At 26.8% G+C, this 26941-nt stretch carries 23 protein-coding genes; 18 read left to right on the top strand and 5 right to left on the bottom strand.

From position 1 onward, the window contains the following. The first annotated feature begins 222 nt into the window (after positions 1–222). From OW729_RS14300 to OW729_RS14290, 3 genes are all read left to right on the top strand, one after another. Positions 223–1947 carry a methyl-accepting chemotaxis protein gene (locus OW729_RS14300; RefSeq protein ID WP_268062226.1) on the top strand — a complete coding sequence of 575 codons (1725 nt, stop codon included), beginning with the start codon at positions 223–225 and terminating at the stop codon, positions 1945–1947. A 252-nt stretch (positions 1948–2199) separates the two neighbouring features. Next, a complete protein-coding gene (locus tag OW729_RS14295) occupies positions 2200–2448 on the top strand; it encodes a GIY-YIG nuclease family protein (protein ID WP_268062225.1) in 249 nt (82 codons plus the stop codon). Between the two features lie 236 nt (positions 2449–2684). Next, the gene (locus OW729_RS14290) at positions 2685–3023 is read left to right on the top strand and encodes an arsenate reductase family protein (protein ID WP_268062224.1); all 339 of its coding nucleotides are present in this window, start codon (positions 2685–2687) and stop codon (positions 3021–3023) included. 135 nt (positions 3024–3158) lie between these two features. Here OW729_RS14290 and OW729_RS14285 read toward each other — a convergent pair whose 3' ends face one another. Beyond that, positions 3159–4517: a YjiH family protein gene (locus OW729_RS14285; RefSeq protein ID WP_268062223.1), complete on the bottom strand. Its 1359-nt coding sequence runs from the start codon at positions 4515–4517 to the stop codon at positions 3159–3161. A gap of 345 nt (positions 4518–4862) precedes the next feature. On the opposite strand from OW729_RS14285, the gene OW729_RS14280 reads away from it, so the two are divergent. The 14 genes from OW729_RS14280 to OW729_RS14215 all read left to right on the top strand — a co-directional run bounded on the left by OW729_RS14280 (position 4863) and on the right by OW729_RS14215 (position 21121). Continuing rightward, positions 4863–5168, top strand: a complete 306-nt coding sequence (locus tag OW729_RS14280; protein WP_268062222.1) for a DUF4491 family protein — start codon at positions 4863–4865, stop codon at positions 5166–5168. 85 nt (positions 5169–5253) lie between these two features. Continuing rightward, positions 5254–6171 (top strand): glucosaminidase domain-containing protein, encoded by a 918-nt coding sequence (locus tag OW729_RS14275; RefSeq protein WP_268062221.1) that lies wholly within the window; start codon positions 5254–5256, stop codon positions 6169–6171. Between the two features lie 525 nt (positions 6172–6696). Continuing rightward, on the top strand, positions 6697–7845 hold the full coding sequence (locus OW729_RS14270) for an HD domain-containing phosphohydrolase (RefSeq protein ID WP_268062220.1): 1149 nt from the start codon (positions 6697–6699) through the stop codon (positions 7843–7845). A gap of 388 nt (positions 7846–8233) precedes the next feature. After that, positions 8234–8794 carry a hypothetical protein gene (locus OW729_RS14265; RefSeq protein WP_268062219.1) on the top strand — a complete coding sequence of 187 codons (561 nt, stop codon included), beginning with the start codon at positions 8234–8236 and terminating at the stop codon, positions 8792–8794. A gap of 113 nt (positions 8795–8907) precedes the next feature. Next, positions 8908–9780, top strand: coding sequence for an ATP-binding cassette domain-containing protein (locus OW729_RS14260; protein ID WP_268062218.1), 873 nt, complete (start codon positions 8908–8910; stop codon positions 9778–9780). Further along, the gene (locus OW729_RS14255; RefSeq protein ID WP_268062217.1) at positions 9770–10966 is read left to right on the top strand and encodes a hypothetical protein; all 1197 of its coding nucleotides are present in this window, start codon (positions 9770–9772) and stop codon (positions 10964–10966) included. Before OW729_RS14260 ends, OW729_RS14255 begins: the two co-directional genes overlap by 11 nt. A gap of 81 nt (positions 10967–11047) precedes the next feature. Further along, positions 11048–12268 (top strand): hypothetical protein, encoded by a 1221-nt coding sequence (locus OW729_RS14250; RefSeq protein WP_268062216.1) that lies wholly within the window; start codon positions 11048–11050, stop codon positions 12266–12268. A 367-nt stretch (positions 12269–12635) separates the two neighbouring features. Further along, positions 12636–13328: a response regulator transcription factor gene (locus OW729_RS14245; protein WP_268062215.1), complete on the top strand. Its 693-nt coding sequence runs from the start codon at positions 12636–12638 to the stop codon at positions 13326–13328. Continuing rightward, positions 13306–15441 (top strand): HAMP domain-containing sensor histidine kinase, encoded by a 2136-nt coding sequence (locus OW729_RS14240; protein WP_268062214.1) that lies wholly within the window; start codon positions 13306–13308, stop codon positions 15439–15441. Before OW729_RS14245 ends, OW729_RS14240 begins: the two co-directional genes overlap by 23 nt. Positions 15442–15609: 168 nt before the next feature. Continuing rightward, positions 15610–16044: a MarR family winged helix-turn-helix transcriptional regulator gene (locus OW729_RS14235; protein ID WP_268062213.1), complete on the top strand. Its 435-nt coding sequence runs from the start codon at positions 15610–15612 to the stop codon at positions 16042–16044. A gap of 137 nt (positions 16045–16181) precedes the next feature. Beyond that, the gene (locus tag OW729_RS14230; RefSeq protein ID WP_268062212.1) at positions 16182–17549 is read left to right on the top strand and encodes an MATE family efflux transporter; all 1368 of its coding nucleotides are present in this window, start codon (positions 16182–16184) and stop codon (positions 17547–17549) included. A gap of 329 nt (positions 17550–17878) precedes the next feature. After that, positions 17879–19054: an alanyl-tRNA editing protein gene (locus tag OW729_RS14225; protein ID WP_268062211.1), complete on the top strand. Its 1176-nt coding sequence runs from the start codon at positions 17879–17881 to the stop codon at positions 19052–19054. Positions 19055–19125: 71 nt separating this feature from the next. Next, on the top strand, positions 19126–19359 hold the full coding sequence (locus tag OW729_RS14220) for a hypothetical protein (protein WP_268062210.1): 234 nt from the start codon (positions 19126–19128) through the stop codon (positions 19357–19359). A gap of 187 nt (positions 19360–19546) precedes the next feature. Further along, positions 19547–21121, top strand: coding sequence for an ABC-F family ATP-binding cassette domain-containing protein (locus OW729_RS14215; RefSeq protein ID WP_268062209.1), 1575 nt, complete (start codon positions 19547–19549; stop codon positions 21119–21121). Between the two features lie 290 nt (positions 21122–21411). Here OW729_RS14215 and OW729_RS14210 read toward each other — a convergent pair whose 3' ends face one another. The 3 genes from OW729_RS14210 to OW729_RS14200 form a co-directional block, all read right to left on the bottom strand. Beyond that, on the bottom strand, positions 21412–22689 hold the full coding sequence (locus OW729_RS14210; RefSeq protein ID WP_268062208.1) for a S8/S53 family peptidase: 1278 nt from the start codon (positions 22687–22689) through the stop codon (positions 21412–21414). Between the two features lie 109 nt (positions 22690–22798). Next, positions 22799–24283: a M56 family metallopeptidase gene (locus tag OW729_RS14205; protein WP_268062207.1), complete on the bottom strand. Its 1485-nt coding sequence runs from the start codon at positions 24281–24283 to the stop codon at positions 22799–22801. A gap of 1 nt (position 24284) precedes the next feature. After that, positions 24285–24656, bottom strand: a complete 372-nt coding sequence (locus OW729_RS14200; RefSeq protein WP_268062206.1) for a BlaI/MecI/CopY family transcriptional regulator — start codon at positions 24654–24656, stop codon at positions 24285–24287. A gap of 778 nt (positions 24657–25434) precedes the next feature. On the opposite strand from OW729_RS14200, the gene OW729_RS14195 reads away from it, so the two are divergent. Beyond that, positions 25435–25638: a helix-turn-helix transcriptional regulator gene (locus OW729_RS14195; protein WP_268062205.1), complete on the top strand. Its 204-nt coding sequence runs from the start codon at positions 25435–25437 to the stop codon at positions 25636–25638. Between the two features lie 432 nt (positions 25639–26070). Here the strand turns inward: OW729_RS14195 and OW729_RS14190 are convergent, their stop codons facing one another. Beyond that, on the bottom strand, positions 26071–26484 hold the full coding sequence (locus tag OW729_RS14190) for a DUF2935 domain-containing protein (RefSeq protein WP_268062204.1): 414 nt from the start codon (positions 26482–26484) through the stop codon (positions 26071–26073). Positions 26485–26941 lie beyond the last annotated feature (457 nt).

The following is a 26941-nucleotide window of genomic DNA, read 5'->3' as shown; positions in this document are numbered from 1 at the left end:
GACAAAAAGTAGAATATTTATTTTAATAAAATTAGAATATAATTAATTGTATCTATAGAATAATTTAGTTTATTATAATGTTGTAAAATTGATTTAATTACATTTTAAGGAAAATTAATTTTAAATATATTATATTTTCTTAGAAAACATTATTTATAAACATAAAAAAATGTCGATAAATAAATATAATAACAAAAAATTAGACAACAGGGGAGTGGTTGTGTGAGAAAATTAAAAATAAAAGGTAAGATATCGTTAATGTCAATATTTACAATTATATTCTTACTTATAGCTATACTTATAGCTACACTTTATAACGTTAACAAATTAGTTAAAAATACCAATAATAAGAGTTTAAATTCTAATGGAGAATTGGCATTAAACTTAATTAATGAAAAATACAAAGGTGATTGGAGAATAGAAGAAGGAAATTTATATAAAGGTGAAAAATTATTTAATAATGATACTGAATTTGTAGATATGATAAAAGAAAAGACAAATAATGAGGTAACCATATTTTTAAATGATGTGAGAATATCTACAACTGTACAAAATGAAGGTAAAAGAGCGGTAGGCACTAAAGTTTCTGAAGAAGTTGCACAAAAGGTATTAAAAGATGGACAAGAATACACAGGACAAGCTAAAGTTTTAGACCAGCCATATGAAGTTATATATATTCCAATAAAAGATAATAATGGTAAAAATATAGGAATGTTTTTTGTTGGAATTAATCAAAGTGATGTAAATAAACAGATAAGTACAATGATGTATACAATTTTAGGAGTTACTTTAGTAATAGGGGTTTTAGTATTTATAATTGCATCATTAATTACAACCAATATAACAAAACATCTTGGAGAGGCTATAAAATATTTAGGCTTTATGGCTGAAGGAAACTTATCTTTACAGATTCCAGATAACCTAGTAAAAAGGCATGATGAAATAGGTGAGTTATCACATTCGGTAAAATTAATGCAAGAATCTTTTAATATAATGCTTCTAAGTGTTAAAGAAATGGCTGAAAATATTGAGGATACCTCTGAAAATGTTTCTACTGCTTCAGAAGAAACAGCTAATTCTTCACAAGGTGTAGCTACTGCTATTCAAGATGTTGCTACAGGGGTAGGGACACAGTCAGAAAATCTATTTGATATTACAGAAGTGTTAAATAAATTTGGAGATAATTTAGAGAAGATGGTTAAGTCAATAGAAGATGTTTATTCAACTTTTGATGGTATTAATTCTATGACAGGTGAAGGTAATGAAAAAATGCATCACCTGATTCAATCTATAACAGAAGTAAGTAATTCTTCTAAAAATTTTGGAGATAAAATAAATAGTTTTGGAGAAAATATAGATAAAATTAATGAAATAACAGGCCTCATAGATAGTATTGCAGACCAAACTAATTTATTAGCATTAAATGCAGCTATTGAAGCTGCAAGAGCAGGGGAATCTGGAAAAGGGTTTGCTGTAGTTGCTGAGGAAATTAGAAAACTTGCAGAGCAGAGCAAGGTTTCAGCGGAAAACATAAATGTTTTAATAAATAATATATCACAAGATACAAATATTATTATAGATAACTCAAATACTATGAATTTAGAATTGAATACTCAAATTAAAGTAATTGATACTACTATAAGCTCATTTAAAAATATAACTAAAGCAATTGACAATATTGTACCAGAAGTTAAGGAGATAAACTACTTGGCTAATAATATAAATGAAGAAAAGAATGTTATTTTGCAAAAAGTAGAAGATATATCTTCAGTATCTGAAGAAGTATCAGCATCAGCGGAGGAGATAGCAGCATCATCTGAAGAAATGGGGGCATCGGCAGAAGAGTTGGCAGCAACAGTACATTCTTTAAGTGATATGTCTAAAGAAATGATGAACAAGGTTAATAATTTTAAATTAATGAATATTAATGAGTCGTCTAAAATTTAATAAATTACACTAAATTTTAAATATATGCTAAAATTAATAAAGAATAGAACCTCTTAATTTGGAACACATTAAGAAATTTTATTCTTTATTGTTTTGAAGTTTTTTAAATAGAATCGGAATAATATGCTACAAAATATAGTAGAAGAGAATTTTTAAGATGCTAAGTATAATAAAATATGTAATAGTAAATTTGGACATAATTATACAGTTTTAAAGTTACAGATACATATAAGGTGGGGGAAGGTACTACATATGGCTTATATTTATATTGTAAAATGTAAAGATGGAACTCTTTATACGGGATGGACAACAGATATTGAAAGAAGAATTAAACAACATAATGAAGGAAAAGGTGCTAAATATACAAGATGTAGACGCCCTGTAGTATTAAAATATTTTGAAAAATTTAAAACAAAAGAAGAGGCTATGCAAAGAGAATATCAAATTAAAAAATTATCCAGAATACAAAAGCTAAAACTTATTGAAACCTTAGGAATTTAAAAAGTTTTAGCTTTTTTCACTTTTAGTTAACCTATAAAAGCATTTCTTATACTTTAGAAGGTTGCATAATTTAATAAGTACATAACTTCATGCAAGTTCCTTGCCTATATATTAAGGTTGTATTTGAAGAGGAAAATAGTATACTATTTTAAATTTGAATATTTTTATTTAAACAACTACAATGTTATAATAAGAATTGTCCATTAAAGTAGTTAATAAAAGGAGAAAATATAATAATGAATATTCAAATTTTCGGAATTAAAAAATGCTTTGATACAAAAAAAGCTGAAAGATATTTTAAAGAGAGACGAATTAAATACCAATTTATTGATTTAAATGAAAAGGGATTAAGTAAAAGAGAATTACAAAGCGTTAAATCTTCAGTAGGTTTGTCTGAACTAATAAATAATAAATCTAAAGAATACACAAAGCTAAATCTTCAACATATTAGAGAGGCCAGCATAAAAGAGGATTTGCTTTTAGAAAATTCTAAATTATATAATACTCCTATAGTAAGAAACGGTAAACAAGCTACTGTAGGATATAAGCCTGAAGTTTGGAAAGAATGGGAGTAATTAAAATAATATATTTGTCTTAGTATGATGTTTCATTATAAGTATATTATAAATTTAAATTATAGCTTTATCAGTAAATAAAAAGGTTGTTGAATAATTCATTTTTACTTATGGATTATTCAACAACCTAACTTTTTAGAATATTATATGAGCTATAAATGCTACTATAGGTAATGTGACAATTGTTCGTTGAAGAAATATTATTAGTAAATCCTTTATAGAAACATCTATTTTCGATCCAAGTAAAAGACCGCCTACCTCTGACATATAAATTAGCTGTGTAACAGAAACGCAAGCTATTACAAATCTTGTTAGTTCACTTTTTATTGTAGCTCCAATAACAGATGGAAGAAACATGTCTGCAAAACCAACAATAAGAGTTTGGGAAGCTTCTCTTGCTTCTGGTATCTGTAAAAGTTTTAATATAGGTATAAAAGGCAATCCCATCCATTGAAATACAGGGGTATATTTAGCCAATATAAGGGCAGTTGTTCCCATAGCCATAACAACAGGTGCAACTCCTAACCACATATCAAGTATATTTTGAACTCCTTGTGTTATAAAGTTACGAAGACTATTATTCTCACTAGCTCTTTCCATAGCTTTAGTTAATCCCCATTGAAAAGGAGTATAACCATCCGGAATTATTTCTGAAGATTCCTTTTTTATACCATTATAATATGTGTCTGGCTTTCTAGAAAGAGGAGGAATACGTGGAATTATTATAGCAGCACATAATCCTGCAATAGTTATAGTTAAATAAAAAGGTATAAAAAGGTGCGCTAGATTCACTTGGGATATAACCACAAGGCTAAAGGTTATTGAAACTGCTGAGAAGGTTGTCCCAATAACCGCTGCTTCTCTTTTAGTATAATATCCTTCTTCATATTGCTTGCTAGTAAGCATTACTCCAATTGTTCCATCACCAAGCCATGAGGCTATACAATCTATCGAAGAACGTCCAGGTAATGAAAAAATAGGTCTCATTATTTTTGTAAATATTGCTCCAAAAAATTCTAATAAACCAAAGTCTAAAAGCAGTGGAAGAAGCATTCCTGCAAAAAGAAATACTGAAAATAATATTGGTAGAAGATCATTTAATAATAAACCACCTGTATCTTGTGACCAAATAAATTCTGGACCTATCTTAAAAAATGTAGAAATTGCAAATACAAAGCCCACAATTCTACTAATAAACCACATTGATGATACATTAAATAATGTATATAAAAATTTATTATCTAAAATTGTTTTAGGTTTAAATAATTTAGTTATTGTTGTACCTAAAAAAGTAATAGATATAATAATTGTCATAATTCCTGGTAAATTTTTTAAAAGGAGATTCTGAACAGATTTTGCAAGGACTGCAATAGGTATAGTGATTTCTCCTTGGTATGAAATAGGGGTTATAAAAAATAAAATTCCTAATAAAGAAGGAAGTAAAAATTTAAGTAAATTTTTCCATGAATATTTAAATAATGTCCGTTTTCTCATATTAAAGCTCCTTTTAACATAGTAAATATTTATCCAATATACTCTGGATAACGATTTTCTCTAAAGGATACCACATTCTAAGGAGTAACACTTCTTAGAATTTTGTTAATAGCTTTCAGATAAAGTAAAAACTCCACTTAAAAGCAAGAATCCTTTTTATGCAACATTATTGATTATAATGTATAAATATAACCTTATCAAGGTGTAAATTTTAAAATAAACTATAAAATGAAGAGGAAAATTTTAATTTTATAGTTTATTTTTAGTATTAAAGAAGGATTTTTAACATAATAGAAGAATATATCTTATAGTAATTTTCAGCTATAGAAGAGGAGAGGATACGTTTTGAATTTTCATGGAATTATGATAGGGGTTATTTCATTTTTAATAATAGGAATATTTCATCCTATAGTTATCAAAGGTGAGTACTATTTTAGTAAAAAAATATGGCCAGTTTTTTTGATCCTAGGAATTACATTTATTTTAGCATCACTATATGTAAACAACCAATTAATATCTGCTGCATTAGGAGTAGCAGGATTTTCATGGCTTTGGAGTATTCATGAAATATTTGAACAGGAAGAAAGAGTAAAGAAAGGATGGTTTCCTAAAAAAAATGATAAAAGCGATATAGACAAAAGTAATTTGTAAAATTATTTTAAATTTAATATAACTATTTATTTTAATTTAAAATTTAATATATAGACTAAAAATATTATACTTTAGGAGTGGAAAAATGAAGAAACACTTTAAACTAAAAAAAATCATAATTTATTCACTATTATTTACAGCAATATTTATATTTAAAAACACTTATTGTTATGCAGATGAAATAAGTGAAGATATAGATTATAAAAAAGAATGGGTAATTAAATTTAATCAGCCAGTTGATCCAGAAACAATTAATAATGAAAATATAGTAGTAAAAGATTCTAATGATAATTTAGTAGGTGGATTGGAGTTTGTGTTATTAGACAATGGACAAACTGTTAAAATAAAAGCACCCCTAGATGGATATAAAAATAACGAAAGTTATTTATTAATAATAAGTAATAATATAGCTTCGGTAAAAGGTAAAAAAATGAAAGATTTAAAAATGATGAAATTTAAAATAAAAAAATTCTCAGAAGAAAGTAAAATAATAAATTCAATTATAGGAAAAGAAGAGTTATCAGCAGAACAGATGGCCAAGTTTGTATTAAACCATAATCCTACTCCAAAATTATCTGTTGATATATATCAGCTAGCTAAAATCTTCTTAGAAGAAGGTGAAATTGAGGGAGTAAGAGGAGATATAGCTTTTTGTCAAAGTATTAAAGAAACTGGTTACTTTAAATACGGTGGACAAGTTCTTCCAGAACAGAATAATTATGCAGGAATAGGTGCTCTTAATAATAGTCCTGTAGGAAAGGGGGCTTGGTTTAAAGAAGCGAGAGAAGGTGTGAAAGCTCAAATACAACACTTAAAAGGTTATGCAACCACAGAAGAATTAAAAAGTGAATGTGTAGACCCTAGATATTTTATATTAAAAGAATGTGGATTGTTAGGTGTTGCTCCTAACTGGGAAGATTTAAATGGCAGATGGGCTGTTCCTGGGAATAATTACGGGCAAGAGATCATAAAAATATATGATATAATTAAGCAAATTAAGTAGTAATAAAAAACTTCTTAAGTTTTAAAATTCTAAAGTGCACCCTATGGAGTAGATGATTAAAAAATCTATTTCATGGGGTTTTTTATTATAAATAGTACATTGAAATTTATTATGAGAAAATAAACAATAGTATAAGTACGAACAAGTACGCAATAGAAATAAAAATATAAGGAACTAATTTATTAAAACATGCATATTATATATAGGGCAAATAGGATTTTTGACTTCAGTTTGCATACGAAGTAAAGAAAACATTATGTAGAGAGTAGTTTCAATCTATTCATAAGTAAAATGTTAGTGGGAATATACAGTTGATATACGAAGTTTAAAAGTATATAAAAAGTATTCTTTATCACAATTGAATGTGATTTTATAGGGACAAGCTATTCATAATGTATATTAAACTATAACTATGACTATGACTACAAAATAGAATACATTTAGAATAATATCTATCTATAATAAACTTTCTTAATACATACAAATGATAAGATATAAAGTATTTAAAGTAGGAAGTGTTTATAGATGGTTGAAATATTACTAAAAAAGATCTCTTTTCTAATTGAAAAAGCTAATATGGAACAGGATATGAAGAATATAGTAGAAATTATATACAACACATTTGATGATTGCATTTCCTTTGATAAGATATGTGTGATTTTATTTACCGACAACAAAGATGATTATTCAAATTATGTTATATGTAAAAATAAATCCACAGTTGAGTATGGGTTTAAGTCAAATTTATATAAATCTTATTTAAAAGATATAATAAAAAACAAAAAATCTAAGATAATTAACATGGATATAAAAAATGATATTAGTTTTAATATGAGGGAATCAAATTTTGAAGATGATTTAGATAAAGTACAATCAAATCTATATATTCCAATTATTAGTAATGAAATATGTAAGGGAGTCATTATTTTTTATAGTAGTCACTCTAATGCTTATTCTGAAAAAGATATAGTGCTTGGTGAGATTATTGCAAATTGTATTGTGGTATCCCTGGAAAAATGTATTTTAGATGATGGGTTGATAATAGCTTGTGTAAAAGGCTTTGCAAAACTTGTAGAATCAAAAGACAACGTTACTGGGAAGCATATTGAAAGAATTCAAGAAATCTCTAAAATACTTGCACTAAACTTAAGTAACAATGAGAAATATAAAAACATTATTAACAATAAATATATTATTGATATATACCATTCGAGTGCTATGCATGATATAGGTAAAGTTGGAATACCAGATGGAATATTATTGAAGCAAGGCAAGCTGACACCAGAAGAATTTGATGTTATAAAAACACACACAATTATAGGAGCAGATGTATTATATAAAGCAAGTACGTCTTTATCTGGAAGAGCTAAAGATTTTTTCAAAATGGCTATTGATATTGCAATAGCTCATCATGAAAAATTTGATGGAACTGGGTACCCTTATGGCTTATATGGACAATATATACCTTTAGCAGCTAGAATTGTATCAGTAGCTGATGTTCTTGATGCTCTTTCATCTAAAAGACCTTATAAAATGGCTATGGATGTGGAAGAAGCTATAAATATAGTAGTTGAAGAAAGTGGAAAACATTTTGATTCTGATGTAGTAGAGGCTTTGATAATTGGGAAAAAAGATATTTTAGAAACTTATGACAAATTTAAAGAAGAAATCTAGTTTCAAAACTTAGTAGGTTAGATATGATTAGGTGCTGACGAATTAATAATAAATTCTACAATATATTGTGTTGAATTTAAACTTTCAAAACAGTATATGTATGTAAATTTTTTAATTTGACAGCACCTTTTGTCTACAAGTCTGAGCACTGAATAAACTTATTCAGTGTGTTTTTTATGTTAGTTTAATATAAATTTTTTATTATGTATTTATATTTGTTTTAAAAATTATATATTTAAGTTTCACTACTATCTTAAGAAATTTGTAAGAATTATGGTAAGTTATTTGTAAATATTTTTTTGTATAATCTTTTATAGATAGGCAATATAAGGCATAGATGTTCATTATTTTAGAAAATTAAATCTAATTTTATAAGGGAGGTATACATGTGAAGAAGAGGATTTCATTTATAATAATAGTTATTTTAGCAGTGTTTATTTTAATTGAGATTTTACCAACTCCAGGAGAAGAAAACTCACATTTAAGAAAAAGTGTCCATACTTTTTTAAGTGATAAAAAAAATAGAACTATAGCATTCTCAGATGCAATAAAACTCCATAATGGGAAATCTGAAAATTCTTGTGTTTATTTTGTATCAGAAGTATTAAGAAAAAATAATTATGAAATCCCCAAAAATATGGCTAGTGTAGCTAATTTTATTCCTTTTTTAAAAGGAAAAGGGTGGGTAAAAGAAAGAAATTATAAAAAATTAAAACCAGGAGATATATGTTTTTCAACAGATAATCGAGGTAATAAATACGGTCTTCCTACTCACACATATATATTTATGGGATGGGTAAAAGAGGGGAATTATGATTATGCCTATATATGTGATAATCAAGCAAAAGATTACAAAAATAAAATATATCATATTAGAAACATGAATATTATAGATGAAGCTAACGGAAATAGAAAGGATGCTTTTAGCTTTTTTATGAGACCAGTATAATAGTAAATAGTTTGTTAAATAACAATAATTGTAAAATTAAATAAGTCATCACTTTGTAATATAATGTTTTCGCTGAAAAACAAAAAATATCAGTATACAAGGAGGATATGATAATGGGTTTAAAATTACTGAATGTTACAAAATATTATGGAAAAAATGTAGTACTGGATAATATTAACCTTGAATTAGAAAATGGTATTTATGGATTTTTAGGAGCTAATGGTGTTGGAAAAACCACTCTATTTAAAGTAATTAGCGGTTTTTTAACAGATTATAAAGGCAAGGTACTCTATCCCAATCTTGAGGATATAAATGAAATTTTATTAGGGTTTTTACCACAAAGTTTTAGCGGTTATCCACATATGACTGTACAGGAATTTTTGGCATATTTAGGACATATCAAATCTAATCTTGCACAACATCTCATTAATAAAGAAATTGATAAAAAACTAGATTTGTTCGGTTTGACAGATTTAAAACATAAGAAATTGAAAACTTTATCTGGAGGTCAACTAAGAAGAGTAGGTCTTGCTCAAGCCTTTTTGCTAAATCCCAAAATTGTAATGCTTGATGAACCTACAACAGGTTTGGATCCAACAGAAAGAATAAGATTTAAAAACTATATTTCAGAGCTTAGTCATGAACAAACCATATTAATTTCTACTCATATTGTTAGTGATTTGGAATTTATAGCAAAAGAAATATTTATCTTGAAAGATGGTAACTTTGTAATGAGTGGAACTGAAAAAGAATTAGTTAATCGCTGTAATAACCTAGTGTGGGAAGTAAGCTTTCAAAATGAAATGGAGTTACATAAACACTTAAAGAATTGTACTATTTCAATGATTTATGATGATGGTGGGAAAATAAAAGCACGTGTTATTGGTGGGGAGCCTCCTGTTTCTAATGCTATTAATGTAGTTCCTACTTTAAATGACATATATCTTTTTAATTTTAAAAAGGAGGCACAATCCAATGTTAAATGAACTTAAAAAATTTACAAGTGAATTTTATATAAAAATTTTAATTTTGGTGGTTATTTTAGTGTCAATAGCTGTATCAATTGCGCCAATTAAGAGCTTTTCTGAAATGAAATCTATAGACAATACAAATTATATTCAAGGTAAAGCTGCAATTCATTTAACAAAAGAACGATATAATAATTCTAAAGGAATTCTTACAACAGATAAACTTAATAAAGTTTTAAAATACTATAAGTCAATGCCAGCAGGTAATGCAGCATATATAAAAACAGATATTAAGTATCCAGGAATTTTTTCTTTGATTGATACTGCCTATACAGTTAGTGATACAAAAGAAGGAGATAAATTTCATAAACTGAATAATGCAAATGATTTTTACAATAGAAATATAAAATTAATTACTAAAAAATTAAATGATTCAGAAAATACCTATGAAACTTGGGAAAAAAATATTATTTTTGAAAAAGCAAAAACTATTGACAAACCATTTATTATTGATTTTAGCAATCAATGGGTTAAAGTATATCCATCTTTGACAATTTGCTTTATGATAATTGCAATTTCCGCCATTGTCATAGGTTCCCGCCTATTTTCTTATGAAAAAGACAAAAATATGGATATTTTATTGGTTTCTCTTGGGGATAGAACTCTTAGAAATATTGGAACAAACAAGATAAAAGCATTACTTACTTTTTTAACAGTTGAATTTTTAGTAAGTGTACTTATAATATCCATTGTAGTATTTTCAAACACTGGGATCAGTGCTTGGAATAGTCAAATTCAAATTAAATATTTTACTTCTATATATCATTTAACTTTTGGCCAAGCATACTTATTGTCTGTATTCACTGGTTGGATTAGTATTATAGCAATAGGAACTTTCGTTGCAGCGTTAAATGCCTTTACTCAAAAATCTTATATCACATTAGTGATTGGATTTCTTGTGACGTTTATTCCAACTATTATTGTGAGATTGAATATGTTCCCAGTTATTATAACAAAGTTTTTTAAAATACAACCAATAAATGGATTTTTTATACGTAGGAATTTAATATCCCTTCAAGTATTTAAGTTTTTATTTTTCCATACACTTACCATAACAGCTATTATTATTATCTCTATAATAATTTTAGGTATCTGTATATTCATATCCCCTCGTTTATTCAGCAAGAGAATAAAAAACACATAAATATATTCCTTATCATTGAAACATAATCAATTAAATACAGGTACTAATAAAATTATACTTGACTTAAAAAGGAGGTAAATTATGTTTTATGAAATGAAGAAGTTTTATAAAACTACAGCTGTATTAATTTCTTTTGTTTTAGCTCTATTATTTGCAATATGTATGCCTATTTTATTTATACATCAGTATACAAGTTGCGACTATTCAACTGGAGAAGAAGTTATAATAAGCGGCTTAAAGGGGCTTAAATACCAAAAAAAACAGTTAGAAAAAGTTTCTGGAAATTTAAGTACAGATAAATTAAATAAAGCTCTTACTTTTTATAAAGAACAACCGAAAGGGAACAAAGCATATTTTAAGATGGAGGATAAATATCCGAAAATTCTTTCACTTTTAACAGATGCCTATACGCCTTATGGAGAAAATACATTTGATGTTACTAGGATATCAAATGCTAATGACTTTTATACTAGAAATATAGAAAGAGTAAAAGAAAAAATGGATTTATTGGGTAATGGATTTATTTCAACAAACGAAAGAGAAGAAGTACTAAATAAAGCAGATAATATAAGTAAACCATATAGTCTTGAATTTGTTGATCAGTGGACGATTTTGATTAAATCCTTACTATTTGTATATATAGTAATAATATTGTCTGCAATTCTAATATCTAACAGGCTTTTCTCATTCGAAAAAGAAAATAATATGGACATTATATTAAATTCTGCAGGCAGAAAAAAACTTATAAGCATAGGATTTCAAAAGAACTTGGCAATGATAACCTATTTGTCTTTAGAATTTATACTATGCACTGCTATTACTACATCTATTGTATTTGGAACGATTGGTATTACTGGTTGGAACTCTCAAATACAAATTTTGCCACAATTTTTTACATTTATATATAATTGGTCTATTGGAGAAATGTTTATTTATTATTTGATAATTGCATGGATATGTATATTATCTATAGCTTTTATTGGAGCCCTTATCAATTCTATGATACAAGAAACATATACGTCATTGATAATATCTTCATTCTTGATGATTTCCCCAATATTTTTAAGAAGTAGTTCATTAGTATCGATAGCTATTCAAAGATATATATATGTTCAGCCTATAAATGGAATTAGTCCTCTTTATTTTATAGACAACCTATTTATTTATCAATTGGGATCTAGTAAAGTACTTAGTTCATGTATAATTATGGTTATTGCAATAATCTATTTCATTATTGGTATAATATTTTCTCCTATTCTATTTTCAAGAAGAATAAACAAAAAAATTCAACTAACTAGTTAGCATTATATCAAAAACAAACCCAGCATCTATGTATATTAAAAATGTTGGGTTTGTAATTAACTCTAGCCATTTTCCATTTGACGTTATAAATGTTTTATACTTTTTATAAGTTTTAACCCTATTCCTTATATCTTATTTTGGATTGAATATAACTCATAATATATACCTTTATGTTTTAGTAATTCATCAAGGGTCCCTATATCGTCTATATAGCCGTCTTTAAATACGACTATTTTATTTACATTTGATATTACCTGATTAAACCTATGCATTATTATAATTCCTATTTTATTTTTAATTTCACAAACAATTATTTTTTTAGTCCTAAAAAAAAATGATATAATATTACAGAAAGGAAGTGGCGGGAGTGACAAAATATAATGTTTTAGTGGTAGATGATGAGGAAGAAATAAGAGAAGCTATAGAAATATATTTAAAAAATGAAGGCGTAAAAGTATTTAAGTCAAAAGATGGTATAGAGGCACTAAGTATCTTAGAAGAAGAAGAAATCCACCTTATACTAATGGATATTATGATGCCAAGAATGGATGGAATTAAAGCTACTTTTAAAATAAGGGAAAATAAAAATATTCCAATAATAATGCTTTCAGCTAAATCAGAAGATACAGACAAAATACTTGGTCTTAATATAGGGGCAGATGACTATATTACAAAGCCGTTTAACCCATTAGAATTAGTAGCAAGAGTTAAGTCACAGTTAAGAAGATATGTGAGATTAGGAAATTATAAAGAAAGTGAAGATGAAATAGTTGTAAGAGGTCTTGTTTTAAACAAAAATACTAAGACGGTAATAATAGATGGAGAAGAGGTGAGTCTTACACATACAGAATATAAGATATTAAAACTTCTAATGGAGAATAAGGGAAGAGTATTTTCTATAGAAGAAATATATGAAAAAGTGTGGAAAGAGCCTTTTTATAATGGGGAAAATACTATTGCAGTTCACATAAGAAGAATAAGAGAAAAGATAGAGATTAACCCCAAGGAACCAGAATACTTAAAGGTGGTGTGGGGAATTGGATATAAAATCGAAAAGTAAATATTTATATATAACAATTTTTGTTGCTGGGATATATATTCTTTCGCTTTCATTTATATCAACTATTGATTTCATAGGAAAGAAACATTTTCTTGAAAAAAATGCATATTTTGATAGTTATAATTTTAAATATCAGCTAGAAAAGTATTCAGAAAATGTGAAATACTCTATTGATTATCTGCAAAACTTTGATATTAAAAGTGATAATAAAGAAATACAGGTAATAGCAGAAAATCATGAAATTGAACTTCAAAACAAATTACATGAAATTGAAAAACAATATCAAAACAAAATAGAACAAGCTCAAAAACAAGGTAATGATATAGATACATTAATTAATGAAAAGAATAAGAAATTAGAAGAAACTAAACTAGAAAATATAAAGAATATTAAAACAAAAGCTAGTGATAGTTATGAAAAAATAAAAAAGTATATAGATTCACAGAATTTTATAAGATACTATATTAAAGATAGAAGAAATGGAAAAATATATACTAACTTGCCAAGTGGATATAATATACAAAACTATATAAAGGATAAGGCTTTATATAATATAAGCTTTCCAATTAATAACATTAAAGATGAGTACATGTTATCTATTAATGAATGGTTTAAAAGTAGTAACCTTGAAGGGGATTTTATAATTTTAAAGGATATAAATGGGAATAGTCAGATAGAGAAGGATTATAGATATTATAATGCTATTAGACAAAGGTTAATTAAAGAAGGAATAATATGTGTTTTTTCATTTGTTATTGGTGCAACTATATTAGCATACTTAATAAAAAACAAGAAATATGAAATGCCAATTATAGATAAATTGGAAAATTTATATAAAAAGGTGCCATTTGATTTGAAAATCTTTATATTGGTAATTTTTTCATTTATACTGTTAGCTTATCAAAGGAATATTAACTTTTTTTATTTGCCTATAGGTATAGATCATGTTAAAAAACTTACTATAGTGGCAATCTATATTTTTTATTTATTAATCAATATAAAAACAGTGTTAATATTGATAAGATATCCAAAAGAAAGAAAGGTTCAGTTACAAGAAAGTTTGATTTGTAAATTTGGGATAGTTATTAAAGAATGTTTTTTAGTTAAAAATGTAATGATTAAAGTAAGTAAGATATTTATTATGACTATATTAATGGGATTTTTTTTATGCATAGCTGCAATTAATTTTTATAAAGGGCCAGGATTTATATTTTTAGTATCTATAGTATATATAATAATATATATTTTTTTTGTACCTCAATATATCCTAAAAAAAGTAGCATTGCTAAATAAAATAATAAAAGGAACTAATGAAATAGTTTTAGGAAATTTAGATTATACAATAGATAATAAAGCAAAAGGAGAACTTTCAAAATTAGCTGATAATATTAATAATATGAAAGATGGATTTAAAAAATCTGTTGAAAGTCAAGTGAAAAGTGAAAGACTTAAATCAGAACTAATTACTAATGTATCGCATGATTTAAAGACACCTCTTACATCTATAATAAATTATATAGATTTATTGAGAAAAGAGGAATTATCTAATGAAGATAGAGAAGCTTATATTAAAGTATTAGATAAAAAATCTCAAAGACTTAAGACACTTATAGATGATCTTTTTGAGGCATCCAAAATAGCAAGTGGTTCAGTAGAACTTAACATACAAAGAGTAGATATAGTTGCTATACTAAGACAAGCTATGGGAGAATTTAATGATAAGATTAATAATTCTTCTTTAAAATTTAGAATTAAGCTTCCTAAGAAGAATATATATATGAATTTAGATGGTAAAAGAACTTGGAGAGTGTTTGAAAATTTAATAGGAAATATTTTGAAATATTCAATGGATAATACCAGAGTATACATTAACCTAGAGGAAGAAGATAATAAAGTAAGAATTGTTATGAAAAATATTTCTGCATATGAAATGGATTTTGATGTAGAAGAAATTTTTGAAAGATTTAAAAGAGGAGATAAATCTAGAAACACAGAGGGTTCTGGTTTAGGCCTTGCAATTGCGAAAAGCATTGTTGAACTTCAAGGAGGAAATATGAACATTGAAGTAGATGGTGACCTATTTAAAGTAAGTTTAGAATTTAATAAGAGTTAGTAAAAAAATAGATTTAATTTGTTTTTTATATTTTAACAACATCCCTTATATTAGTTAAAAAAATATATAAGAGGTGTTGAATTTTTTTTTAATATGGTGTATGATACAGATTGTTAATTAATAATTAGATAGCTACATAATTTGTTTTATAGATATGAGGTGATGAAATTGAAATCAGGTTTAGACAAAAATAAACTACCAGGCTATTTAATGCATCAAATAGCGCATAAGTTCCGTGTTAAATATGATAAAAAATTAGACAACTATAATATAACATGTTCTCAAATAAAGGCAATGAGGTGTTTGTGGGATAAGGATGGAATTATACAAAATGAAATACTAAATCAAGTTGATATTAAGCCTTCATCTTTAACTAAACTTATTGGGATTTTATCTGAAAAAGGGTTAGTTGAAAAAAGGACAGATGAGAAGGATGCTAGAAACAATCTGATTTTTTTAACTTCAAAAGGGAGGGAAATAGAAAAAGAGACCTGGGGTATTGTACTTGACATGGAGCAAGAATTGACAGAGGGATTCTCAGAAGATGAAAAAAATACATTGATATCTTTTTTAATAAGAATGTTAAACAATCTTGAAAAATAACACAGAATTACATAGCTATGCATATATATTTAGATAGCTAAACATTTAAAAACAGATTAAAGTTACTAAAAGATGATTTAATAGAATGTAAAAACAACATTCTGTTAATTTAGATTGTAAGAGAAAGGGGTTTGTGTATGGATAAAACAATACAATTGAGAGAAGAGAAGATAGGAAAGTTATTATTAAAATTTTTTATTCCTGCTGTTATAGGAAATTTAGTAAATGCCTTATACAATATTGTAGATAGAGTATATATAGGAAGAGGAGTGGGAGACTTAGCATTAGCTGGGCTTAGTATTACATTTCCTATTATGATAGTTATTGCTGGCTTTGGAATGCTTATGGGTATTGGAGGTAGCGTTTTAGAATCTCTAAATTTAGGGAAAAAAAATAAAGAAAATGCGGATAAAGTTTTGGGAAATACATTTGTATTGATTATTATTTCATCAATAGTAGTAAGTATTTTATGCTTTATAATAAAAAATCCATTGCTCAAGGCTTTTGGAGCTAGTAAAAACACGATTCAATACGCAGATGAGTATTTATCTATCATTTTATTGGGTACTATTGTTCAGAATTTAGGATTTGGATTAAATAACTCTATTCGTTCTGAAGGAAATGCTAATATTGCTATGATTACTATGATAATAGGTGCTGCTTTAAATATAATTTTAGATCCAATATTTATATTTGTTTTTCACATGGGTGTAAAAGGGGCGGCTATAGCTACTGTTATTTCACAAACAGCAAATACCATATGGGTAATTTCCCATTTTAGAAGCAAGAAAAGTGTATTAAAACTAAAAAAAGAAAATTTAAAATTAGATTTAAAAATAGTAAAAGGAATTGTGTCAATTGGTATGGCACCTTTTGCTATTCAAGTTGCTGGTGGTGCTGTGAATATTTTATTAAACAAGCAGCTTATAACATATAGTGGAGATTCTGCTATAGGAGCAATGGGGGTTATAAATAGTATTTCTATGCTCATAATAATGTCTATAATATCTGTAACACAAGCAGCTCAACCTATTATAGGATATAATTATGGAGCTAAATTGTATTCTAGAGTTAAAAAGACTCTAAAATTGGCTGTTAGTGGAGCTGTAATTATTGGAATAGTATCAGATGTTATAATTCAACTATTTCCTGAAAATATAATTTCAATATTTAATAAGGAACCTAATTTGATAGCTATAGGATCTCATGGAATTAAAGTATTCTTATGTATGCTTCCTATTATAGGATATCAAATAATAGGATCTAACTATTTCCAAGCAATAGGGAAAGCTAAGATTTCTATGCTTCTTGCTATGTTGAGACAAGTGTTAGTTTTAATTCCATTACTACTAATTTTACCTAAACATTTAGGAATAACTGGCGTTTGGATAGCTGCTCCAATATCAGATACTATTGCATTTTTTATAACAGCATTTATGTTTAAAAAGGAAGTTAAAAAGTTAGATGTTAGTGAATTAGATAATGCACCCTGTATGGGAGCTTAAGGTAAATACATTTAAAAAAGAGATAAATTCTTTAAAAATAAGAGTTTATCTCTTTTTTATTTTTTAAAAGGATAATAATAGAATTTAAAAGAAAAATATAGGCTGTAGAATAAGTAATTTAGCAAACATGATAAAGTTGCTTTTTGGGAGAGAATATAAGTGAAAAGTATAAAGTATAAAATGATATTTGTTAGCGGAGTTATTTTATTAGTAGATATTAGATTGTCCAATGGCATTTAAATTTATGTTATTATATTAAATAGGGTAATTTAGGCTAAAGTGGTTATATATTTTAATATAAATTTTTAATTAGAGAGGGGTTCGAAGATATGACAGAAAAGCTTTATTATGTAGATCCTTATTTAAAGGAATGTGAAGCTCAGGTAGTAGATGTAATAAGAGAAGATGATAGATTATTAGTGGTTTTAGATAAAACACCATTTTATCCAGAGGGAGGAGGTCAGCCTTCAGATATAGGATATATAGATGGGGTTAAGGTTACATATGTCTATGAAAAAAATGATGTAATATATCATGTAGTTGAAGAAGAAGTTAAAGGTAGAAATGTAGAATGTAGTATAGATTTTGAAAGAAGATTTGATTTTATGCAGCAACATTCTGGAGAACATCTTTTATCAGGGGTTATACATAAACTATACAGGGGTAATAATAAAGGGTTCCACTTGGGAGAAGATTATGTAACTATAGACATAGATATATATCCTTTTAAAGATAGTATGGTAGAAGAAATAGAAAAAGAAGTTAATAATTATATATATATGAATGAGCCCTTTTTAACTTATTTTGTAGATAAAGAAAGTTTAGATAAAGTACCTTCAAGAAAGAAAATAGATGTAGAAGGGGATATAAGGATAGTAGAAGCAAAAAATATGGACTGTTGCCCTTGTTGCGGAACTCATGTATTAAGAACTGGAGAAATAGGTATTGTAAAAATACTTAAAGTAGAAAAGTATAAAGGAATGAGTAGATTATACTTAAAATGTGGGAAAAGAGCATATGAGGATTTTAAATTTAAGCATAATATAGTAGATATATTATGCAGAAAATTTTCTACAGACGAAAAAAGTGTAATAAAAAATATAGATAAACAATTTGAAGAGATATTTAATTTAAAAAGAGGGGTATCTTATCTAAATAATAAGTTAGCACAAGAAGAAGCTTTAAAATTAATGGAGTCTTCAAAAGAAGGATATATTTTTAAAAGCTATGAAGACAAAAGTTTTGAGGAAGTAAAATATATAGGAGAAGCTTTACAAAATGAGCCCTATATCGTTGTATTAAGTTCACTAAAGGAAAAAAACATATTATTTATTAATAATAGTGATATTGAATTAAGCTGTGGAAAAGTTTTTAAAGAACATATTAAGAAGTTTAACGGTAAAGGTGGAGGAAGAAATGAAAAAGCCCAAGGGTCTTTTTGTGATATAAAAGACTTAGAGGAATTTTCAACATTTCTATATAAAATGATAAAAGGCATACATTAGATAATTATCACAATACATAAAAAATTCATATACTAATATGTAATAGAAGAATTTTGAAGTGGGATGGTGCTATGTCTTGTAAAAATTCATCTAGCGCACAACAACTGGCTATTGCATCTGGATTAATTGCTGCAGCATTAGCTGAAAATCTTTCTGCAAATGAAATAAATGTTTTAGGAAATTTTATAACATCTATAGGCGCTGCTTTATTAGTAATAGCAGCTCAATTATCATCTGAACAATCTAATATGCAAAATGGCAATACAACAAATGGAAATTCAAAAAACAAAAATTCAAAAAAATAAGATTGTGTAAAAAAACATAGAATCAATATTAAGGCTAATACTTATTTAAAATAGACTTAAAATAAAAATAGACTAACTATATAAAAATAAATAACAAATTTCATATGGTATAAAGTTCGAAAACATTGTATAATTAATGGTGCGTTTTTATTAAAGCAGTATTTTTTACTAGGGGGAAGAAAACCATATGAGTATACTAACTGTTAAGAATATGAGCCATGGATTTGGAGATAGGGCTATATTTGAAGATGTTTCTTTTAGACTTCTAAAAGGAGAACATATTGGATTAATAGGTGCAAATGGAGAAGGTAAATCTACCTTTATGAATATAATAACAGGAAAACTTATGCCAGATGAAGGAAAGATTGAATGGAGTAATAGAGTAAATGTTGGATATATGGATCAGCATACTCAGTTGGAAAAAGGAAAGACTATAAGAGATATATTAAGAGAAGCATTTAAATATCTATTTGATTTAGAAAAAGAAATGTTGGATATAACAGATAAAATGGCTGAAGCATCACCAGAAGAATTAGAGAAACTATTAGATGAAATGGGAAATATTCAAGATATCCTTGATAATAATGACTTTTATATTATAGATGCGAAAGTTGAAGAAATTGCAGGAGGATTAGGGCTTAAAGATATAGGCTTAGATAAAGATGTAACTGACTTAAGTGGTGGTCAAAGAACAAAGGTATTACTTGCAAAATTACTTTTGCAAAAACCAGATATTTTATTATTAGATGAGCCTACTAACTATTTAGATGAGCAGCATATCGAATGGCTTAAAAGATTTCTTCAAAATTATGATAATGCTTTTATATTAATATCTCATGATATACCTTTTTTAAATAGTGTTATAAATTTAATTTATCATGTAGAAGATAGACAGCTTACAAGATATGTTGGTGATTATAACAATTTTATGAGAATTTATGAGGCTAATAAAAAACAACTTGAAGCTGCTTATGAAAGACAACAACAAGAAATAGCAAAACTTGAAGATTTTATAGCAAGAAATAAGGCAAGAGTTGCAACTACTGGAATGGCTCGGGCTAGACAAAAAAAATTAGACAAAATGGATATAATAGAACTCTCAGCTGAGAAGCCAAAACCAGAATTTGAATTTAAAAAAGGTAGAACATCTAGTAAACTTATATTTGAAGCTAGAGGTTTAGTTATAGGATATGATGAACCACTTTCTAAACCATTAAACTTAACTATGGAAAGAGGGCAAAAAATTGCTTTAGTCGGAGCTAATGGACTTGGAAAGACAACACTTTTAAAAAGTTTGATGGGGGATATAACTCCGTTAAGTGGGGACGTAGAACTTGGTGAATATCAGCTTATAGGATATTTTGAGCAAGAAATAAAAGAAACAAATTATAATACTTGTATTGAAGAATATTGGACAGAATTTCCTTCAGCAGCCCAATATGAGGTAAGGGCAGCATTAGCTAAGTGTGGACTGACTACAAAACATATTGAAAGTAAAGTTTGTGTTTTAAGTGGTGGAGAGCAAGCTAAGGTTAGATTATGTAAGCTTATGAATAGAGAAACTAATATACTAATATTAGATGAGCCTACTAATCATTTAGATGTTGAAGCTAAGGAAGAATTAAAAAGAGCTTTAAAAGAATATAAAGGAAGTATCTTATTGGTATGCCACGAACCAGAATTCTATAGAGACGTTGTAACTGATATTTGGAATTGCGAAGAGTGGACAACTAAAATATGTGGTTCCACAAAAAATATATAAATAGTATTTAAAGGAAAAGTCGCACTTATAAGCGACTTTTCTTTTAAAATAAGATTAGAAGAGGTAGATTTAGAGTTAACTGATTTATATTTTGTATATCTCCTTATTGAGTAAGTTTAGGGTGGGTTCTGAATTCAAAACAGTATAGATTTGTTTTATTTTTTAATAAGCTTAATCTAATATAGATAGTACTATAGCTATTCCACTAGTACCATTTACTTTACTTCCACATAATAATCCTCATTATATTAATGCAATAATAGCATTATACATAAATAAATATCAATTACCTATTTACGAACCTTTTCTATAAGTTTTTCTGGGTTTACTATTGTGCCTAAATTATATTTTTTATTATCTTTTTTTATTTGTACTACGTTACCTGTATCTACTACGGCATTTAAAAATTCATCTGGAGTTATATCAGGATTTACTTGGCAGCACAAAGCATATAAAGCTGCTATATAAGGAGCAGTCCAGCTTATTCCACCCTGTTTATAGAATACATAATCTGATGTTCCTGTAGGGGAAGCAATGCATCTACTATCCATTGGCACCATAATAAATTCCGATGGATTAAATTTTTCATTATGTTTAAAAAATAAATCACTCCAGCACATACCTGGTTCATAGTTTTTAAAGTCCTCTGGATTTTTCATGCTATTTCTTCCAAGACCTCGAAAATCAATATTATAATATTGTTCAAAAACCGTAGAAACCACTAATATACCTTCATCTTTAGCTCTTTTTACTGCTGCATCTACTTCTTTAAAGCCCTTTTGCCCTTTGCCCCATCCTATAGACATGGAAATAGCTCTTATCTTTTTTTCTTTAGGTAAAGTTTTATTTACTTCTATAATTCTATCTATAGATCTTGCCAAATAAGTAAAATCAAAAGATAATCCAGTTACAAAGCTACTTAGAGTATATTTAGAATAATCGGTTTCTGCAATGTAGTATAAATCTGCTTCCGGCGCAACGCCTACAGTTTTTCCTACTGCAATAGAGCTAACAGCTACTCCATGCATATCGGCACTACTTTCCACATCGTGATGGCTTTCTTCATAAAATTTTAATCTATCCTTATATTCTTTATGGCCAGTTAAAAGAGTTCCATCAATAATAGCTATGCTAACTCCTTTACCTGTAATGCCTTTTTGGTGAAGTTTTCTTAAATTCAAGCCAGGATTTTTTCCATATTCCATAATAGTATTTGTATCAAATCCTTTTGGAAGGGTAGAAGGCCACTTTGTTTTACTATCAAAACTTGCATACATTAAATCTTTTAAATTATTTTTAATGTCTAGTTCAGATAAATCATAACCTCTTAAATCAACTTGAAACATTTTTCTCGGGTTTCCATCATATTTTGGAAGTTCTTTAAGTTTTCCTCTTTTGTAATCATCAGCTTTAGGTACTCTAGCTAGTCCACTATTTCCGTTTACTTTACAATCCTTATATTTCGCTAGTGGGAAAGTAAAAGCAAATACTAAAAATAAAGCTAAAATAATAATAATTGAAAAACACACTTTCTTTTTAACACTAAATTTTTTAATGCGATTCCACATAATAATCCTCCTTAAAATTTAACTTTACAATGAGATTACAAATGTAATCTTTAAGATATAAAATTTCTTATTAGAGCTACTAAAGGTGATAGCTCTAATAAGAAAAATATTACTTAACTTTTTTTAATACATAATAAAATGGTTGCATATTTCTAAATGTATAATCTCCACTTTTCCATTGTAAAAACATATATTCATTATTATTTATATTTTTTATACAATACTTACTAGCCGTTTTATCATAGGAATCTATAAGTAAATCTTTTGACCAATTCCAGTGAGTTATGCTTGTTTTTCCATTTTGGAAAAACTCTAAATCCTTAAGGTGTAAGTTGGCTTTGCAACTTCTCTTATATGGGATAAAATCCCCAATATCTTCTATGAAATCCACGGGGATCCATTTACCTAAGATATTGTCATCTTTAATAAATGGAATATTTATATTATCTATTTTTCTAATTTTTCCTTCTTCATCTATTACATAATTAGAAGATATATCTTTGTCTATAGCTGCAGAAACTGTTTCATTGCGTTCCGTTAACATAATAGCACCAGTTAAAATCACTATAATTAAAGATATGGCTGTAGCGTATAATCCCTTCTTTTTAAAATCACGTATAAAAGATATTCTTTTAGCAATTTCTTTTTTATTTTCTACCATATTTAATGGTAAAGATACTTTTAAATTATTTTTTGAATAAGATAAAAGATTTATTATAGTATATCCATAGCTTAATTTTTCTTCGGCATTTATATAGGAAAGTACCATTTCGTCGCAACTTAATTCTAAGGTTTTCTTTAATTTACCCATAGTATACCAAATTAAAGGATTAAACCAGTACAATACACAAATGATTTTAGCTAAATATAAAATTATAATATCTTTTCTTTTATAGTGGCATAATTCATGAAGCAATATATTTCTTAAATCTTTTTTTGTAACTTTTGATAACAATCCTTTTGGAATTAATATTATAGGATTTTTTAATCCAAGTATAGCAGGACTGCTTATAAAGCTTAATTCTAGTAGTTTAAAGTTTGATTTAATTTTAAGAAAATTACTGCATTCTAATAAAGTTGATATTACCTTTTGATCATCTACTCTTTTAATATACTTTATTTTTTTATAAAACTTTATATGGTTTAATATATTATGTGCTATTAAAGTGGATACCACTAAATACCATAATATAAATAGGTATTTTACATAAGAGCGAGAATTCTTTATAGTATAAGAAAAGCTCATATTATTAGGTTGTTTAAAGCTTCCATCTATGTTTCTATAATAACTTAAGCTGCTATAATAACTTTTGGAGTTATTTTCATTTTTTATCATATCCACTACAGTATTTTTATGACTTAATGTGGACAGTACTTCTGCACCATTATATAGGCTTAAAGAGCTTTTAGGCATTATGGGCAAAGCTAATCTTATTAATATGAAAATATAAAGTATGTATTGAAATTTTACAGGAATTTTTTTATTTAAAAGTTTGTTTATTATAATTATAAATATTATAGGTATAATAGAGAAAATTGATAGTTCTATAATTAGTTTAAAAGCTAAAAACATATAAAATACTAATTTATCCATATTATTTTCTCTTTTCTAAAATCTTTTTCAAATCCTCTATATCTTCATCTGTAAGGTCATCATCTTCTATAAAATTTAACACCATATCTTTAGTTACTCCGTTAAATACTCTGTGCAAAAAAGACTTACTTTCTTCTTTTATGCAATCTTCTTTTTTTACTAAAGGATAATAATTATATGATCTTCCTTCTATTTCAAAGGCTAATACTTCTTTTTTTACTAATCTGCTTATTAATGTTTTTATAGTTTTTGGTTTCCAATCCATTTTGCTTTCTAAATTTTCTATAACATAATTGGCGCTACAAGGACTGTTATTCCATATCACTTTCATAACTTCCCATTCTGCTTCAGATATCTTGGGTATATTTACCATATTAACACTCCTTAGATTACAATCGTAATTTATAGTTTAATATTACATATATAATATATGTTTGTCAATAATTTTTGTAAATTAAGGAAGTGATATTTATTGTAATCTTATCCAATTTAATTATATAATATTTTAAAGATTATTAGATTATATGGGAGAGGTATAGGATACGGAAAAACATTTAGAAATATTAGATACATATCTAAGAAAATTAAGGATTGATTTTTATTCACAACTTAATGAGCCATTAAAAAAATGAGATAAAATATATAAATTACTTTTGTTTGATAGTGAAAAAATTTTTGTGGAAAGGTATGGGAAGAGTGGACAACTAAAATATGTGGTTCCACAAAAAAAAGAATACTAAATTAGATAAAGATTCAATCCTTTAATTATTAGGGGTTCGAGCTTTTTTATATTAAATCATAATATTTAAATTTAGCAATAGATTAAAAGTAAAAAATTTAACTACGAAAAGTAAAAAAAATTAGTTTGAAAGTTTGGATGTTGGCAAAAATTGTACCAGCATTATTATTAGTAGTTTTTATTGGATGTGTGTAAGGGAAGATTATAAACCTACATATACATATTTGCAATATGCTATACTGGGATATATTTTTGTCTGCTTAATTATTATTAAAAAGAAACGAGATATATTTGATGAATGTGATCAAGAAATTCTTAGAGTTATATGATATGGTATAGTTGGTGAATTAGCTATTCTTACTATTTTGAGGAGTATTATATTTTGTACCCTTAATGCTAGGGTGATGTGAAAATGGCAAAATTAAAAACTAAAATAAAAGAATATAGAGAAAATGTAGGAATGAAACAAAGTGAATTAGCTGAATTAATAGGAGTAAGGCGAGAAACCATAGTTCATTTGGAAAATGGAAGATATAATCCATCACTAAAAATGGGAATGGATATTGCAAAAGTGTTTCACGCAACGATAGAGGAGTTATTTGAATTCGAAGATTAATATTATAGAAGAAGTATATGTAATTGAATATACCTCTAATTATCATTTGTATAAAGGTCAGAAATATACCTTATATGCAGATGTAATAGAGTCTTTTTAACTCTCACTAATATACATTTTTAATTAGATTACTTATAAAGAACTAAAGTAGAGGAATAAGCTTTCCTTACATATGTAGTTATGCAGTTAAACTTTGAAGTAGCAATTAGAAGTACTTAAGAAGTAGAATTCTAAAAGTGTGCAATTGTTGAAATGGACTCCGACAGCCGAACTGGGACATGGACGTTCCATAATGAGAGTAGCATTTTTAGAAGAATACGTCTTTAGTACTTCTTTACGTATTGAAGGTTTAATGGATAACTACATATATTTAGAAAAGCAATACCTCTGCCGTTATTCATTAAGTCACATATTTTTATATTGTCTATAAGTTTATCTCAATTGTAAATTAAGATTACTTATTAATTGATACATAAATTTTTGCTCATGAGTAATATGTTCTAACAACGTTTGCCATACTTTATCCTCTTTGCCATAGGATTGAATTTCAGGAAGTAATTCTAAGAAATGTTTGTCATGTAAGAGAAATTCACTTAAAAGCTGTTTTGTTTTAAAATAAGTCATATAATTAAATTGTTCATTACTTAATATCTCTGCTTTATTCCTTAAGTCTGAGAACATCTTATTAATATCCATTAATTTATTTAATGTACTTTTGGAAAGATTTTTTTTAGTAAGTTCTCCAACTGTTTTAATAAAAATAGGATGTTCGCTAGAGATTTCACTCCAAAGCAGAAGCTCATTAAAAATACAAGTCATGCTATTGGCACAAGTAAAACAATACATATATTAATCCTCCTAAAAGTTCTACAATTATAAGTTATGATTTCTTGTTTGGATTTGATACTAATAAAAATAATAAATAAAACATATAAAAATTATTGACTTGGAGTTAATTCCAAGTGATATATTAAATTTAAAGAAAGGATATTAATGAACATTTTGCAAAGATTACAAGTGTTAGGTATTAGTTCTGATACGCTTAGATATTATGAAAAATAGGGCTTATAAAAAATATTGAACGGGATAAAAGTGGAAATAGAAAATATTTTGAGCAAGATTTAAAATGGATTCAGTTTTTATTAAAATTAAAGAAAAAAGACCTATTTTATTTTAATGTCAACTGTTTTTGAAAATGTCCTAAAATAGTTTAATTATTAGCACCAGAAAAATCTGGTGCTTTTTTATTGCTACGCAACATCGGTTTTAAGGCGATGAGCCTGCATTTTACAATGTTTCTCAA

This window comes from Clostridium brassicae (assembly GCF_026738875.1).
GTDB lineage: Bacteria > Bacillota > Clostridia > Clostridiales > Clostridiaceae > Clostridium_H > Clostridium_H brassicae.
The sequence above is the reverse complement of the archived record's forward strand: the minus strand, read 5'-3'. Positions and strand labels throughout refer to the sequence as shown.

What these genes read in the sequence shown, in the direction of transcription:
- OW729_RS14295 (WP_268062225.1), top strand. Translation starts at nt 2,200, where the DNA reads ATGGCTTATATTTATATTGTAAAATGTAAAGATGGAACTCTTTATACG.
- OW729_RS14290 (WP_268062224.1), top strand. Translation starts at nt 2,685, where the DNA reads ATGAATATTCAAATTTTCGGAATTAAAAAATGCTTTGATACAAAAAAA.
- OW729_RS14285 (WP_268062223.1), bottom strand. Translation starts at nt 4,517, where the DNA reads ATGAGAAAACGGACATTATTTAAATATTCATGGAAAAATTTACTTAAA.
- OW729_RS14275 (WP_268062221.1), top strand. Translation starts at nt 5,254, where the DNA reads ATGAAGAAACACTTTAAACTAAAAAAAATCATAATTTATTCACTATTA.
- OW729_RS14270 (WP_268062220.1), top strand. Translation starts at nt 6,697, where the DNA reads ATGGTTGAAATATTACTAAAAAAGATCTCTTTTCTAATTGAAAAAGCT.
- OW729_RS14260 (WP_268062218.1), top strand. Translation starts at nt 8,908, where the DNA reads ATGGGTTTAAAATTACTGAATGTTACAAAATATTATGGAAAAAATGTA.
- OW729_RS14255 (WP_268062217.1), top strand. Translation starts at nt 9,770, where the DNA reads ATGTTAAATGAACTTAAAAAATTTACAAGTGAATTTTATATAAAAATT.
- OW729_RS14250 (WP_268062216.1), top strand. Translation starts at nt 11,048, where the DNA reads ATGTTTTATGAAATGAAGAAGTTTTATAAAACTACAGCTGTATTAATT.
- OW729_RS14230 (WP_268062212.1), top strand. Translation starts at nt 16,182, where the DNA reads ATGGATAAAACAATACAATTGAGAGAAGAGAAGATAGGAAAGTTATTA.
- OW729_RS14225 (WP_268062211.1), top strand. Translation starts at nt 17,879, where the DNA reads ATGACAGAAAAGCTTTATTATGTAGATCCTTATTTAAAGGAATGTGAA.
- OW729_RS14220 (WP_268062210.1), top strand. Translation starts at nt 19,126, where the DNA reads ATGTCTTGTAAAAATTCATCTAGCGCACAACAACTGGCTATTGCATCT.
- OW729_RS14215 (WP_268062209.1), top strand. Translation starts at nt 19,547, where the DNA reads ATGAGTATACTAACTGTTAAGAATATGAGCCATGGATTTGGAGATAGG.
- OW729_RS14210 (WP_268062208.1), bottom strand. Translation starts at nt 22,689, where the DNA reads ATGTGGAATCGCATTAAAAAATTTAGTGTTAAAAAGAAAGTGTGTTTT.
- OW729_RS14205 (WP_268062207.1), bottom strand. Translation starts at nt 24,283, where the DNA reads ATGGATAAATTAGTATTTTATATGTTTTTAGCTTTTAAACTAATTATA.
- OW729_RS14200 (WP_268062206.1), bottom strand. Translation starts at nt 24,656, where the DNA reads ATGGTAAATATACCCAAGATATCTGAAGCAGAATGGGAAGTTATGAAA.
- OW729_RS14195 (WP_268062205.1), top strand. Translation starts at nt 25,435, where the DNA reads ATGGCAAAATTAAAAACTAAAATAAAAGAATATAGAGAAAATGTAGGA.
- OW729_RS14190 (WP_268062204.1), bottom strand. Translation starts at nt 26,484, where the DNA reads ATGTATTGTTTTACTTGTGCCAATAGCATGACTTGTATTTTTAATGAG.